The organism is Erythrobacter sp., assembly GCF_039988855.1.
Classification (GTDB): domain Bacteria; phylum Pseudomonadota; class Alphaproteobacteria; order Sphingomonadales; family Sphingomonadaceae; genus Erythrobacter.
Genome location: NZ_JBDXIY010000002.1, coordinates 59620 through 72700 on the forward strand (window position 1 = coordinate 59620; position 13081 = coordinate 72700).

The following is a 13081-nucleotide window of genomic DNA, read 5'->3' on the forward strand; positions in this document are numbered from 1 at the left end:
CTTAGCACCTGCACAATGTGCGGTGCAACAAGCGCGTACCATCTGTGAATAAGCCCGCCTTTTCGCGGCAGACTTAACCCCAGCGCGAGCCCAACACAGTCAGCAATTCATATTGCGAAAGAGAACTTTGCTGCGCAGCATTTGGCAAATCAAAAGGCACCTGAAGCCAGTCACCTTCAATGATGCCGGGGGCCGCCGAAAGATCAACAACGATCATGTCCATCGACACTTTCCCCAGAATGGGCAGCATCATGCCTTCATGCAAAAGAGCGTTGCCAGCCCCGCGCGAACGCAAAAAACCATCCGCATATCCAAGTGAAACCGTGCCAACTGGCATTGGCCATGGCGCTACAAATTGCGCGTTATAGCCAACCGTATCGCCTTTATTGAGCATGCGTGTTTGAATAACTGCGACCTCGACATGGGCCACCTGTCGAATTGTGCCGCGCAGTTCGTGCCGGGGCACACCGCCGTATAACGCGATGCCAGGGCGCGTCAGATCGAATGCATAATCGCGGCCCAAGGCGATCCCTGCACTGTTGCAAAGGCTGGCCCGCTTGAAATTGATCAAACGCAAGCATTCACGGAAGGATTGAAGTTGTTTGGCGTTTGTTGCCGTTTCTTCATCTGCGCTCGACAGATGGCTCATCACGATATCGATATTGAGTGCTTGCACTGCGGGATCGCTAAGCTCACTCGGCGCAACCCCAAGCCTGTTGATCCCTGTATCAATCATCAGATGGCAAGCCCCGCCCGCAGCCCCATTCCAACGCCGCGCTTGCGCCAGCGAGTTGATGACAGGCACCGCGCCGCTTGCTTTGGCATAGGCAACATCATCATCATGCATGGGACCGTGCAGCACAGCAATATTGCGGGGTGCCACATGCGCTGCAAGCGCAACGACCTCGCTCCAGTGGGCGACAAAGAAACTCTCACACCCAGCATCCCGCAATGTTGGCACGCATGTATCCACGCCAAGACCATAACAATTGGCCTTCACCGCGGCGCCAGCAGTCGCCATGCCAGAAAGAGTATCAAGGCCGCGCCAATTGTGCGCCAAGGCTTCTTGATCGACGCGCAGCCTTAAGCTTCGTTCAGGTGACAACATCGTCTTCGAAGTCTTTTGGCGGGCCGCTTGGAAGGCCCCACCATGCCACCAATACGCCGAAGGCAACGACGCCCCACGTGTACCAAAGCCCCGCGTAGATATCGCCAGTGCTGGCCACGATCACTCCTGCGATCAACGGCAAGAACCCGCCGAGATAACCGGCGCCGATATGATACGGGATCGACATCGAGGAATAGCGGATTCTGGGCGGAAACATCTCTGACAAAAGCGCAGCTACCGAACCGTAAGTGAGCGCAGACAGCATCGCCAAGACAAGCAATGCACCGACGATCCCAACGATATTGGCAAACTCAGGCTGCTGCTTGGAAAAGTCGAAACCAAACTCACTCAAGGCGCCTTGCACGCCCATTGTCAGGGAAGTTCCGCTTTCAAACCAAGCCGCATCAATAGCAATCGGTTCACCTGCGGCGGTCACTGCCAATTCATCACCGGGGGTGAGAGTATAAGTTACGCCCGATGCTGTCAGGGTTCCGAGGATTTTGCCGCAATCGGTCTGTTCACGGTCGAACAATTCCGCAAACGGATCGGTCGCACACTCAGGCCCCGACACCACGATAGGCGTACGCTCAGACGCTTCCGCGAGCCCGGGATTGGCGAGACTGCCAAGGCCCCAGAAGGTTGGAAATAGCAAAAGCAGCGTCGCGACCGCACCAATCATAATGGGCTTTTTACGGCCCACCTTGTCTGACCATTTGCCCACCAAGATGTAGAAAGTCAGTGCGATTGAGCCGGCGACTAACAAGATCAGCTCTACGACAAAGGCATCCACATGCATTGGCCCGCGAAGGAAGCTCATTCCTGAGAAGAATGCGGTGTACCAGATTGTTGTCAAAATGCCCGAGACACCGAACAGAGCGACAAAGATGCGCTTCTTATTGCCCGGATATGTGAAGCTTTCGATGAAGGGATTACCGGCGGTTTCGCCCGCTTCTTTCATCGCTTGGAACACAGGGCTTTCTGAAAGCTTCAGCCGCATCCAAAGCGAAATACCCAAAAGGAAGATTGAAAGAAGGAACGGCACGCGCCATCCCCATGCGTGAAATTCTGCTTCTGGGATGAGGAAACGGCACGCCAGTACGACGATAATCGACAGGACAAAGCCGCCCGCAACACTCGCTTGAATGAAGCTGGTGTAATAGCCGCGCTGCTCAGGAGGAGAGTGTTCCGCGACATAGATTGCCGCGCCGCCGTATTCTCCGCCTAGCGCAAGGCCTTGCAGCACCCTTAAGAAGATAACGATCATTGGGGCCGCGACCCCGATCGTATCAACCGTAGGAATAAAACCTACACCGGCCGTCGCTATTCCCATCAAAGTTACAGTGACCAAGAAGGTGTATTTTCGCCCGAGCTTGTCCCCTAAAAACCCAAAGAGCACCGCGCCAATTGGCCGGAATGCGAAACCGACCGCAAAGGTCGACCAAACAAGCAGTAAGCCCAGCGTTGGATCATCCACATTGTAGAACGCATCCTTCAAAATGTAGGCGAGTGTTCCGTAGATGAAGAAATCATACCATTCGAAAATGGTGCCTGCGCTTGACGCCCCAACGACAAGGCGGATTTCTTTTTTTGTCGGCTCGCGCGCTGCAAGTGCAGCGGCATCACTTGTTGCTGATGGTGATGACATATTTCCCCGTTCGCTTAAACCTTGATGGTCTTATGGCCCTCATCAGCAGGCTTAACCTGTGCTCGCCTCTGAGGAAAGCGCTTGTGTGATGGCCGTCCACGCCAATAACAGCGCGCTGTGCCGTCCCTTATGCTCCCAAGCGGGGGTGAGAGCGTCAAATCCGGGCCAATGGGGCAATGGCTCATCGTCAGGGCCCACTGCGTCAAGCCAAGTTTCGATCGCCTTGTGCACCTCAACGATTTCTTGTGCGCTACGCCCTTTTGCGCCTGCCACCATAATCGCGGCTGAGCTTTGACCAATTGCGCAGGCGCTGACTTGCATCCCTAGGCGCGTGACACATCTATCGGCATCAAGGTCAACACCGATCTCGATTGTGCTCCCACAAGTTCGAGAACGCACTTCGGCACGGAAGCCAAATTCCTTATCCAATGGAAAGTCGGCCAGCTGCGTTGCCAGCGCGAGAAGAGTTGGTGTGTAAAGCGCGTTTGCGGAGCGATTAGCCACTACACGCTCCGCCTATTCATTGGCCTCGTTTTCTCTGTCCGCGTTGATCTTATCGCGGCGCTCAGCGATCATCTTGACCAGTTCCCGTGAAAAAGCGTCCGCTGCTGGATAAGTACGAGCTTGAGCAATCCAATCAGGCCGCCCCTTATATCCCCACACCGTGTCAAAGCCGAGCACAAGGACGGAAAACGCGAAAACGACAATGAGCGCGCCTTTGATGGAGCCAAACCCAAAGCCCAGAACACGGTCGATGGGACCAAGGATTGAGCCGCGGGATGCTTCGCCTACATTGCCTGCGATCAATTTCATCGCCGCATAGGGAATGAGCAGGAGAATGGCGAACGCCAAAATGCCAGCGCCGGGATCAACATCATAAAAACCGCGGAGAAACACCGTGAAATCGCCGTGGAGATAATAGACCGAAAACGCGGCCAATATCCACGCGGCCAAGCTTAGCACTTCCTGCACGAGGCCCCTCAAGAACCCGCCTACCGCCGCAACAGCAACGATAATAAGCACGATGATATCAAAAATCGTCATAACGCGTTGTGAATTAAGCGTTCGTCATCACATGGTCAACGAGGTTGGAAAGTTGTATTAGCCCTTTGTAATCAAGCTTCGACGAGCCGGTCTTTGCATCGGACGGACCGTACCCTTTTGCAAAGCCCAGCTTCGCCGCTTCGCGCAACCTAAGATCAGCGTGGGCCACAGGGCGAATCTCCCCAGCTAGCGAAACCTCGCCAAACCAAGTGGATTTTTGTGGCAGAGGTTTATCAGCAAGGGCAGAAACCAGTGCGGCGGCAACCGCCAAATCCGCCGCCGGATCAGCCAAACGATACCCCCCTGCGATGTTGAGATAAACCTCAGCGCTCGAAAAACTAAGGCCGCATCGCGATTCCAGCACCGCCAGCAGCATAGCCAATCGTCCACCATCCCAGCCAACCACCGCGCGTCTGGGTGTCGCGCCTGATTGCAACCGCACGATAAGCGCCTGAATCTCAACCAACACTGGCCGTGTTCCTTCCAGTGCGGGGAACACCGCACTCCCAGCCAAAGGATGATCGCGGCCAGATAGAAAGAGCATGGAGGGGTTCGACACCTCTTCCAAACCCTCGCTTACCATTGCGAAAACGCCGATCTCATCCACCGCTCCAAAACGGTTTTTTAGCGAGCGAAGGATGCGGTATTGATGGCTCCGCTCGCCCTCAAAACTCATCACCACATCAACCATATGTTCCAAAACACGCGGCCCTGCGATATTTCCGTCTTTGGTCACATGCCCCACAAGGACCAATGCCGTCCCAGTCGCCTTGGCATAACGGATCAATTCCAACGCACATCCGCGCACCTGACTGACCGTTCCGGGCGCGCCTTCGATAGTGTCGGAGTGCATGGTTTGAATCGAATCAATGATCAAAAGTGCAGGCGGGTCGCCCTGCCCCAAGGTTGTCAGAATGTCGCGAACAGAGGTTTCTGAGGCAAGCCTGATAGGGGCATCGACTACCCCTAAACGTTGGGCCCGAAGACGAACTTGGCCTGCCGCTTCCTCACCGCTCACATAGACAACGTCATTGCCCCCGCGCGCAATTGTTGCCGCGGTTTGAAGAAGGAGCGTTGATTTACCGATTCCCGGATCGCCGCCCATAAGGATGGCCGAACCGGGAACAATCCCGCCGCCAAGCGCACGGTCAAATTCCGCAAGGCCCGTAGATTTGCGCACAGGCATCTCTGCAGGGCGATTAAGAGGAATAAATTCAATGCCCCTGCCCCCACTGGACAGGTCATGTTTTTGCGAGAAAACAGTCGCAGGCGCATCTTCGGTGAGCGTGTTCCATTCCCCGCAATCGCCGCACTGTCCTTGCCAACGCGGGCTAACCGCGCCGCAGTTCGAACACACATATCTCTTTTTTGCCTTCGCCATGGCCATTCTTTAATCAGAACATTTGCAGAACGCAATTGCGCAAGCGATGATTTAAAGGCATGGGCTATTCACTATGCGCCAAAAAGAACTTCGCCTTGCTCTCGTTTGTTACGGGGGCGTCAGTCTCGCAGTGTATATGCACGGCGTCACCAAAGAAATCTGGCACCTCGCCCGAGCAAGCCGCGCACATCTTGACGGTGAAGAGCTTGACGGAGTGGCAGCCGTTTACCGCGCTTTTTTGGCGCAGATTGAAAACGAACATAGCTTACGCCTGCGGGTACTGCCCGACATTCTTACAGGCGCAAGCGCAGGCGGAATAAATGCCGTGTTTCTCGCGCAGGCGCTTTATTCCGGTTGCTCGCTCGAACCTGTAACCGATCTTTGGCTCAAGAATGCCGATGTGACCGAACTGACCTCGGTTGAAGCCAGACCGGGATGGCGTTTTGCCAAATTCTGGGCTCAACCCTTTGCAGATTGGTTCTTGCGGCGCGGCGGGAATGCAGTTGACGAAACGGTGTCCCCCGAAACCCGCAGCGAAGTGCGCGACAAGGTTTCCTCGCTTGTTCGGGGCCGGTGGTTTGGCCCGCCGTTTTCCGGTGAACGGTTTTCCGAGATGCTCTTTGAAGCCTTGCAAAGCATGGCACACGCGCAGCCGGGCCCTGTACTGCTTCCGCCTGGTCACCCTGTCGATCTGCTTGTGACCGCTACTGACTTTAGAGGCCATGCAGAAACCCTGCGCCTAAACTCGCCATCACAAGTGCAAGAAACCGAACACAGAATGCCCATTTCCTTTAAGGGCAAAGCGCAAGCTGAAAGCGGTCATCAGCTTGCCGATAGTCTGGAGTTGGTTTTGGCAGCACGGGCAACGGCCAGCTTTCCAGGCGCTTTTCCGCCGGTCGTGCTGGACGAAATTGATCGTATCGGTGCCGCAGAAGGTCACCACTGGGCAACTCGTGGTCAATTCCTTTCTCGCATAATGCCAGTCCATGTCAGCGAAGGAACCGTCGATGACGTCGCTTTGATTGATGGTGCCGTTCTGGTCAATGCGCCCTTTGGTGCAGCTCTCGAAGCGATGAAAGGGCGAACGTCGCAACGCGAAGTCGACCGCCGGTTCGTTTATATTGAGCCTCGGCCCGACCGTGCTCCCGTGACACGCCAGAATGAAGATGGCGAGACTGCGACCGATCCGCTTGGTTGGTTTGGAACCATCTTTGGCGCCCTGTCCACGATCCCGCGTGAACAGCCCATTCGCGATGATTTGGAACGAATTGAAAAGCAATCGAGAGATGCGCAAAGGTTGCGCCAGATTGTGATGGGTCTCCGGCCTGAAATTGACCGTGCAGTCGAAAAACTGTTTGGCCTAACCTTCTTTTTGGACAGTCCAACACCCAAACGGCTTTCGAGTTGGCGGGCCAAGGCGCAGCAGGCCGCGTCTGAAAGAGCCGACTACACATTTGGCGCCTATGCCGAGACAAAGTTCAGCGTCATATTGGACAGGCTTGCTGAGCTGACCTGCAAGGCCGCTCCGAACTTGGTGATGGCTGATGCGGCTCGAGTGTCCAATAGCTTGCGACAAGAGTTCGTTTCAGGCGGGATGACGCGCCTGTGTGGAGAAAGCGGCGGAGCAACGCCGCAGGCCATTGGATTTTTCCGTTCGCACGATGTTGGCTTTCGCATTAGGCGCTTGCAGCTTCTTGCGCGCAGGCTCTCTCGCGATTGGGAGATTGATCCTGAGATACCTGATGACGCGCTGGATATCGCGCGGAGCAAAATCTACCATATCCTTAGCCTTTACGAAGGCTTGGACGATGTGACGCATTTGGGTGAGGGTTTCGTGCCTATCGCTGAGGCGGCAATGGAAAACCCGAATGCGGTTCTCGATTACTTTGCGCGCAAGCGTATGCCACCGCGAATCGACAGCGAAGCGGAAGATCTCTTAGCGCAAGCCTTGTCGGAAATGCCGCGGAACCTCAGGCGGCGAATGCTGCTGACGTATTTGGGCTTTCCATTTTATGACGTTGCAACCTTACCGCTCCTGCAAAGTGAACGGCTTGATGAATACAATCCGGTCAAGATCGATCGCATCTCACCAGATGATGCCCGGTCAATCCGCGAGGGTGGCACGCAAGACACCTTACGCGGGACCGAGTTTTACAACTTCGGTGCGTTCTTCAGCCGGTCTTACCGCGAAAACGATTACCTCTGGGGCCGCCTACACGGCGCAGAGCGGATGATGGATTTGATCGTTTCCACCTTGGACACGCCAATGGCGAGCGATGCCGTTCGGGCTGTCAAACGTTCTGCTTTCCTTGCCATTTTGGACGAAGAGGCAAAGAGCAAGCGGTGCGATAATGCCCTGATCGAACAATTACGCAGTGAAGTGATTGAGCGGTTGGCTTAGCTTTTCGGTTTAGCTCGCGCTGTTCCAAACCGCCGTCACAAACGCATCAGGGCCGATAAAACCGCCTTCGCCCCGATCAATATCGGCAAGGGGTTTCGTAGCAATTGCTTCGTCGAGTGACAGGCCTTGCTCACGTAGAGCCTCAACTCTGCCCACAACCTCGCCAATCATAGCGCGGTAAGCGACCAATTCAGCCTTGTTCGACATCGGGCCATGTCCGGGAATTACCTTAGTTTCGCTATCGATATGAGCAATGACCAAGTCGAGCGAACGCATTGCGTTATAGACATTCCCGCCGGAATTGACGTCGATAAACGGGTAACCTGAAATCTTGAAATAAAGATCGCCCATGTGGACGACGTTGTCCTCTTCCCAGAAGACGACACTGTCACCGTCAGTGTGGCCGCCCCCAAGGAACATCACATTGATGGTGTCCCCATTGAGATGAATCCGCAGGCCTTGATCATAGGTAACGATGGGCAAGGCAACGCGCGGCGCTGGCGGGATCGCGCGTCCCCCGACACCGTTCGGATTGCCCTTTGCCATGCGCACACGCACATCTTCATGCGCAAAAATTGTCGCCCCGGTTTTACCAAAGTGTTCGTTCCCGCCTGTGTGATCGAAATGCCAGTGGGTGTTGACCACATATTTCACAGGCTTTGCTTCCAAATTGGCGATTGCCGCTTCAATTTTTGCGGACAAAGGGGCGAATTGATCGTCAATGATAAGCGTCGCTTCGTCCCCAAAACTAACGCCTATATTGCCCCCAGCCCCGTGAAGGACGGCAATGCCCGGCGCAATTTCCTCTGCTGTCACCTCAACGCTCGAGAAGGGATCTTGCGAGCTCGCGCTTGTGGCGAAAAGAGCCGCGGGGAGGATTGCTAAAGAGGCGATACGGATCATGGAACGAGCTCCTTCGAGAATAGGTTATCGTCTATAATCCCAACGCGTCTCGTGTCGACCCAATCCATTACACCGCGTCAAACGCCGCGGTCAGGCGCTCCCCATCGGAGAAACGCGAAGTGGAATGATAGATGAAACTCGGAAACAGAACGAGATGTCCGGGTTTAGGTTTGAACGCGGTCAGGCGGTCTAGCTCCATCGGGATATCTTCTGGTGGCCGTCCAAGTTCCAACAACCCTTCTCCACGTCTCAAACCAGTGGGTACCGTGATATGCACGGCCGAACTAATAGGGCCCCCGTCATGCAGATGTGGGACATGGCGTCCCTGCTGCGCCAACAATATTGACCAACTCGCAATGATTTGCGGCCGTCTAGACTGGATCACTGCCATGGGATGGCCCTCTGGCAGTTTAGAGAGCTGGCTGATGTAAGCCGATATCGCTGTGTTGATCTTGCCGAAGAGGTGCTCAATTTCAGAATCATCTCATTGATGCAGATTGCCGCGGGTTTGGGTGCCGCCTTCTACGCTTTGACCAAGGGGAGCTGAACGGGTGACATGAAGCGCTCGCAGAGTGTCGCTAAGGGTGCTTATGTCAGCATGCGACAGACCCAAATCCAAGTGACAGAGCATTGTCTCATCGGGGACCAACCATTCATGACGGGGGTTCTTGGCTGCGCGCCAAGTGAGTTCAGCCAGTGCCCATGCACCGATATCTTTGGGGTTCTGTTTAAGAACAGCATCAATCGACGCGCTGGCTCTATCCAAATCGCCTATTCTAAGGGCGTTGCGAGCCCGTTCAAATTCAACTTCGGGCAATCCGTCTGGTACGCAATCTAAAAGTCTTTGCGCCTCGTCATACTGCTTCGCAAATGCTCTATGGCGCGCCTCAACCAACCTAAGCTCGGGTAGATCTGCGATGGATTTACGCAGCTTGACCGCGTGATCTGCCGCCTCTTCGTGCCGGGCGGCAGTTGTTCTAGAGCGGCCTCATTACTGGCGAAGGGGCCGTGCGAGCCCGCTTCTGCCCGTAATCGGCAAAGCGCTTTGTGTCCCTCTACCCAATCGGGTGCTTGACCGAGTATCCGTTCAATACGCGCAAAAGGTTCATCGGCACCTTCTCAAAAATCCGCCGCCGCATGCGCGATAAGAAGATCGCCCTCGTAAGGGCTATCGGCCAAGGCTTGGGTTAGGAGAGGAGTAGCGCCCTCATCTCCTCGATCAAAAGCCATGAGAGCTTCGGGCTTAAGCGGCGATTTCGAAGTGTCGCCGCTCATCCATTACGCTCCGAATGCGTCCTTGAGCTTGCTAAAGAAGCTGCGACTTTCAGGGCACTCATCGCCCGTTTCCGTCTCCCGGAACTCTTCGAGAATTTCCTTCTGTCGGCGGCTGAGTTTGGTCGGTGTCTCGACCTTGATCTCAACAACCAGATCGCCGCGGCCACGCCCTTGTAAAACGGGCATTCCGGCACCGCGTACACGCAGTTGTTTCCCGGATTGAATGCCGACAGGAATGTCGATGGAATTGGTCGAACCATCCAGATCGGGAATATCAACCGATCCGCCCAATGCTGCCGCCGTGAACGACACAGGAACGCGGGTCGCCAAAGTCGTGCCTTCGCGTTCAAACAGCGTGTGCTGCTTCACATGGATGAAGATATAGAGATCGCCCGGAGGCGCGCCGTGACCACCAGCTTCACCTTTGCCAGCAAGGCGAATCCGGGTGCCGGTATCAACACCGGGAGGAATTTCGACTTCGAGTGTTTGCGCCTGATCATTGCGGCCCTCGCCGCGGCAATCGCCGCATGGGTCTTCGATGACAGCGCCGCGTCCAGCGCATGTCGGGCATGGACGCTCGACAACAAACAATCCCTGCTTGGCGCGAACAGAACCCGCACCGCGGCACATGGTGCATGTGCGTTCGGACGTTCCAGGGGTCGCGCCAGAGCCATCGCAGGTTTCACATTCGGTGCTGACTTCGATCTCAATCTCAGTCGTTTTGCCGTCGAATGCTTCTTCTAACTTGATCTCCATATCGTAACGAAGATCAGCGCCGCGGCGTTGACGTTGGCGTCCGCCACCCATGCCTCCGCCGCCGCCGCCAAAGGCGCTGCCGAAGATAGTTTCGAAGATATCGCCAATGTCGCCAAAGCCCTCTTGGCCGCCTCCAAACCCGCCGCCGGGGCCTCCACCACCGCCAGCCATGCCTTGGGTAAAGGCTTCGTGCCCAAACCGGTCATAGGCAGCGCGCTTTTGGGGGTCTTTGAGGACTTCGTATGCCTCGCCAAGAGCTTTGAACTTCGCCTCTGCTTCGGCATCACCCGGATTGCGGTCGGGGTGCCACTTCATCGCAGCTTTGCGATAGGCAGACTTAAGGGCGCCCGCGTCAACATCGCGCGAAACACCAAGGGTTGTGTAATAATCAGCCATGAGAATGCCCTTTAGGCCGCCCTGCCCTCAGCGCTTTACGCTGGCCAAGGACAGGGGGGTCATAAGGTCTACTCTTTGTCTTTCTTCTCGTCGTCGACTTCCGAAAACTCGGCATCGACAACGTCCTCATCGGCTTCTTCAGCAGCGCTTGTTTCGTCGCCAGTGCTTTCAGACGCCTGATTTTCTTGCTCTTGCTTGTAAATCTGCTCGCCCATTTTCATGGCGGCCTGCGTCAGCTCTTGAGCTTTTGCTCCAATCTCTTCGGCATCGTCGCCTTCGAGAGCCGTTTTGGTTGCAGCGATGGCTTCCTCAACGGCGGTTTTGGTCTCAGCGTCAACCTTGTCGCCGTTGTCTTCAAGCTGCTTTTCGGTCGCGTGGACAAGGCTGTCCGCTTGGTTGCGAGCTTCCGCACCTTCGCGGCGCTTCTTATCCTCTTCGGCAAACTTCTCTGCGTCTTGAACCATCTGGTCGATGTCGTTGTCCGACAGGCCGCCAGAGGCTTGGATCTTGATCGTTTGCTCTTTGCCGGTGCCTTTGTCTTTTGCAGCAACAGACACAATGCCGTTTGCGTCAATGTCGAAGGTCACTTCGATCTGCGGAACACCGCGCGGCGCCGGCGGAATACCAACGAGGTCGAAATTGCCGAGGATTTTGTTGTCGGCGGCCATCTCGCGCTCACCTTGGAAGACCTTAATCGTCACAGCGTTCTGATTGTCTTCTGCGGTTGAGTAGGTTTGCGTCTTCTTCGTCGGGATCGTCGTGTTACGGTCGATCATACGGGTGAAGACACCACCAAGTGTTTCGATGCCGAGTGAAAGCGGGGTCACGTCGAGAAGGAGAACGTCTTTAACGTCGCCTTGAAGAACGCCCGCTTGAATAGCGGCACCCATTGCGACCACTTCGTCAGGGTTCACGCCGGTGTGCGGCTTGGCTTCGAAGAACTTCTCAACCACTTCGCGAACACGCGGCATACGGGTCATGCCGCCAACGAGGATGACTTCGTCGATCTCGCTTTTCGAAACGCCCGCGTCTTTCAACGCTTTCTTACAAGGCTCAAGCGTGCGGTCGATGAGCTTGCCAACGAGTTTCTCAAGGTCAGCGCGGCTGATCGTTTCAACAAGGTGAAGCGGGGTCGATGCGCCGCCTTCCATGCGTGCAGTGATGAACGGCAGGTTCACTTCGGTTGTGGCCGAAGATGAAAGCTCAATCTTCGCTTTCTCAGCTGCTTCTTTAAGACGCTGAAGCGCGAGCTTGTCGGCTTTCAGGTCCATGTTTTCTTTTTTCTGGAAAGCGTCAGCAAGGTACGCAACAATCGCATTGTCGAAGTCTTCGCCGCCAAGGAAGGTGTCGCCATTGGTAGACTTAACTTCGAAAACGCCGTCGCCAATCTCAAGGATGGAAACGTCGAAAGTACCGCCGCCAAGGTCGTAAACCGCGATGGTCTTACCGTCTTCTTTGTCCATGCCATAAGCAAGGGCCGCAGCGGTTGGTTCGTTGATGATACGCAGAACTTCAAGGCCAGCGATTTCGCCTGCGTCTTTGGTCGCCTGACGCTGTGCATCGTTGAAGTATGCAGGAACGGTCACAACCGCCTGTGTCACGGTTTCGCCAAGATAGCTTTCCGCTGTCTCTTTCATCTTTTGGAGGATGAAGGCGGAAATTTGTGAAGGCGAATATTCATCGCCATTGGCTTCAACCCATGCATCGCCGTTTTTGCCTTTGACGATATCGTAAGGGACGATCTCCATGTCTTTCTTGGTCAGTGGATCGTCGAAGCGGCGGCCAATCAGGCGCTTAATTGCAAAAAGGGTGTTGTCGGGATTGGTGACCGCTTGGCGTTTAGCAGGCTGGCCGATGAGGCGTTCACTATCCTTTGTGAAGGCCACAATCGAAGGCGTCGTACGTGCGCCTTCGGAATTTTCAACGACCTTTGGTTTGCCACCATCCATTACCGAGACACAGCTATTGGTCGTGCCAAGGTCGATACCGATTACTTTACCCATGTTTTCCTATCCTTTGAGGATCTAGTTGGACACCGCGCCTTGCGCCTCCCTTATGTGGCGAGACAGCTCGGCGGCTCGAATATGAGGCGGATATAGGTGCGGTTTTGCTTGGCACAAGAACCCCGAGCCCCTAGATTTTGCATCATCCACAGGAGGGACAACTTCTTTT

The 13081-nt window shown here is 55.2% G+C and carries 12 protein-coding genes; 2 read left to right on the forward strand and 10 right to left on the reverse strand.

The genetic code is table 11. From position 1 onward, the window contains the following. Positions 1–73: 73 nt before the first annotated feature. The 5 genes from alr to radA are packed head-to-tail and all read right to left on the reverse strand — an operon-like array spanning position 74 to position 5178. Positions 74–1108, reverse strand: a complete 1035-nt coding sequence (gene alr / locus ABJ205_RS01345; RefSeq protein WP_348157111.1) for an alanine racemase — start codon at positions 1106–1108, stop codon at positions 74–76. Next, complete coding sequence (locus ABJ205_RS01350; RefSeq protein ID WP_348509974.1) at positions 1095–2753, reverse strand: MFS transporter; 1659 nt, start codon at positions 2751–2753, stop codon at positions 1095–1097. The genes alr and ABJ205_RS01350 overlap by 14 nt, the downstream gene beginning before the upstream one ends. A gap of 51 nt (positions 2754–2804) precedes the next feature. Continuing rightward, on the reverse strand, positions 2805–3257 hold the full coding sequence (locus ABJ205_RS01355) for an iron-sulfur cluster assembly scaffold protein (RefSeq protein ID WP_348159605.1): 453 nt from the start codon (positions 3255–3257) through the stop codon (positions 2805–2807). 12 nt (positions 3258–3269) lie between these two features. Continuing rightward, positions 3270–3797, reverse strand: coding sequence for a CvpA family protein (locus ABJ205_RS01360; RefSeq protein ID WP_348159607.1), 528 nt, complete (start codon positions 3795–3797; stop codon positions 3270–3272). 13 nt (positions 3798–3810) lie between these two features. Further along, entirely contained in the window at positions 3811–5178 is a 1368-nt protein-coding gene (gene radA / locus ABJ205_RS01365) for a DNA repair protein RadA (protein ID WP_348159609.1), read from the reverse strand. 73 nt (positions 5179–5251) lie between these two features. Between radA and ABJ205_RS01370 the strand changes: the two genes are divergently transcribed. Further along, positions 5252–7579, forward strand: a complete 2328-nt coding sequence (locus ABJ205_RS01370) for a patatin-like protein (RefSeq protein WP_348159611.1) — start codon at positions 5252–5254, stop codon at positions 7577–7579. Between the two features lie 9 nt (positions 7580–7588). Here the strand turns inward: ABJ205_RS01370 and ABJ205_RS01375 are convergent, their stop codons facing one another. Both ABJ205_RS01375 and ABJ205_RS01380 read right to left on the reverse strand, forming a co-directional pair. Continuing rightward, on the reverse strand, positions 7589–8482 hold the full coding sequence (locus tag ABJ205_RS01375) for an MBL fold metallo-hydrolase (protein ID WP_348159613.1): 894 nt from the start codon (positions 8480–8482) through the stop codon (positions 7589–7591). Between the two features lie 67 nt (positions 8483–8549). Further along, on the reverse strand, positions 8550–8873 hold the full coding sequence (locus tag ABJ205_RS01380) for a putative 2OG-Fe(II) oxygenase (protein ID WP_348159615.1): 324 nt from the start codon (positions 8871–8873) through the stop codon (positions 8550–8552). A gap of 207 nt (positions 8874–9080) precedes the next feature. On the opposite strand from ABJ205_RS01380, the gene ABJ205_RS01385 reads away from it, so the two are divergent. Further along, a complete protein-coding gene (locus ABJ205_RS01385) occupies positions 9081–9320 on the forward strand; it encodes a hypothetical protein (protein WP_348159617.1) in 240 nt (79 codons plus the stop codon). Between the two features lie 281 nt (positions 9321–9601). Here ABJ205_RS01385 and ABJ205_RS01390 read toward each other — a convergent pair whose 3' ends face one another. The 3 genes from ABJ205_RS01390 to dnaK all read right to left on the reverse strand — a co-directional run bounded on the left by ABJ205_RS01390 (position 9602) and on the right by dnaK (position 12912). Then, positions 9602–9757 (reverse strand): hypothetical protein, encoded by a 156-nt coding sequence (locus ABJ205_RS01390; protein WP_348159619.1) that lies wholly within the window; start codon positions 9755–9757, stop codon positions 9602–9604. A 3-nt stretch (positions 9758–9760) separates the two neighbouring features. Then, positions 9761–10909: a molecular chaperone DnaJ gene (gene dnaJ / locus ABJ205_RS01395; protein ID WP_348159621.1), complete on the reverse strand. Its 1149-nt coding sequence runs from the start codon at positions 10907–10909 to the stop codon at positions 9761–9763. A gap of 68 nt (positions 10910–10977) precedes the next feature. Beyond that, positions 10978–12912, reverse strand: a complete 1935-nt coding sequence (gene dnaK / locus ABJ205_RS01400) for a molecular chaperone DnaK (protein ID WP_348159623.1) — start codon at positions 12910–12912, stop codon at positions 10978–10980. Between the last annotated feature and the right edge of the window lie 169 nt (positions 12913–13081).

Excerpts from the sequence above, each read along its gene's own strand:
- dnaJ (WP_348159621.1), bottom strand. The coding sequence starts at position 10,909 with ATGGCTGATTATTACACAACCCTTGGTGTTTCGCGCGATGTTGACGCG.
- ABJ205_RS01370 (WP_348159611.1), top strand. The coding sequence starts at position 5,252 with ATGCGCCAAAAAGAACTTCGCCTTGCTCTCGTTTGTTACGGGGGCGTC.
- ABJ205_RS01375 (WP_348159613.1), bottom strand. The coding sequence starts at position 8,482 with ATGATCCGTATCGCCTCTTTAGCAATCCTCCCCGCGGCTCTTTTCGCC.
- ABJ205_RS01390 (WP_348159619.1), bottom strand. The coding sequence starts at position 9,757 with ATGAGCGGCGACACTTCGAAATCGCCGCTTAAGCCCGAAGCTCTCATG.
- ABJ205_RS01385 (WP_348159617.1), top strand. The coding sequence starts at position 9,081 with ATGCGACAGACCCAAATCCAAGTGACAGAGCATTGTCTCATCGGGGAC.
- ABJ205_RS01360 (WP_348159607.1), bottom strand. The coding sequence starts at position 3,797 with ATGACGATTTTTGATATCATCGTGCTTATTATCGTTGCTGTTGCGGCG.
- ABJ205_RS01380 (WP_348159615.1), bottom strand. The coding sequence starts at position 8,873 with ATGGCAGTGATCCAGTCTAGACGGCCGCAAATCATTGCGAGTTGGTCA.
- alr (WP_348157111.1), bottom strand. The coding sequence starts at position 1,108 with ATGTTGTCACCTGAACGAAGCTTAAGGCTGCGCGTCGATCAAGAAGCC.
- ABJ205_RS01350 (WP_348509974.1), bottom strand. The coding sequence starts at position 2,753 with ATGTCATCACCATCAGCAACAAGTGATGCCGCTGCACTTGCAGCGCGC.
- dnaK (WP_348159623.1), bottom strand. The coding sequence starts at position 12,912 with ATGGGTAAAGTAATCGGTATCGACCTTGGCACGACCAATAGCTGTGTC.
- radA (WP_348159609.1), bottom strand. The coding sequence starts at position 5,178 with ATGGCGAAGGCAAAAAAGAGATATGTGTGTTCGAACTGCGGCGCGGTT.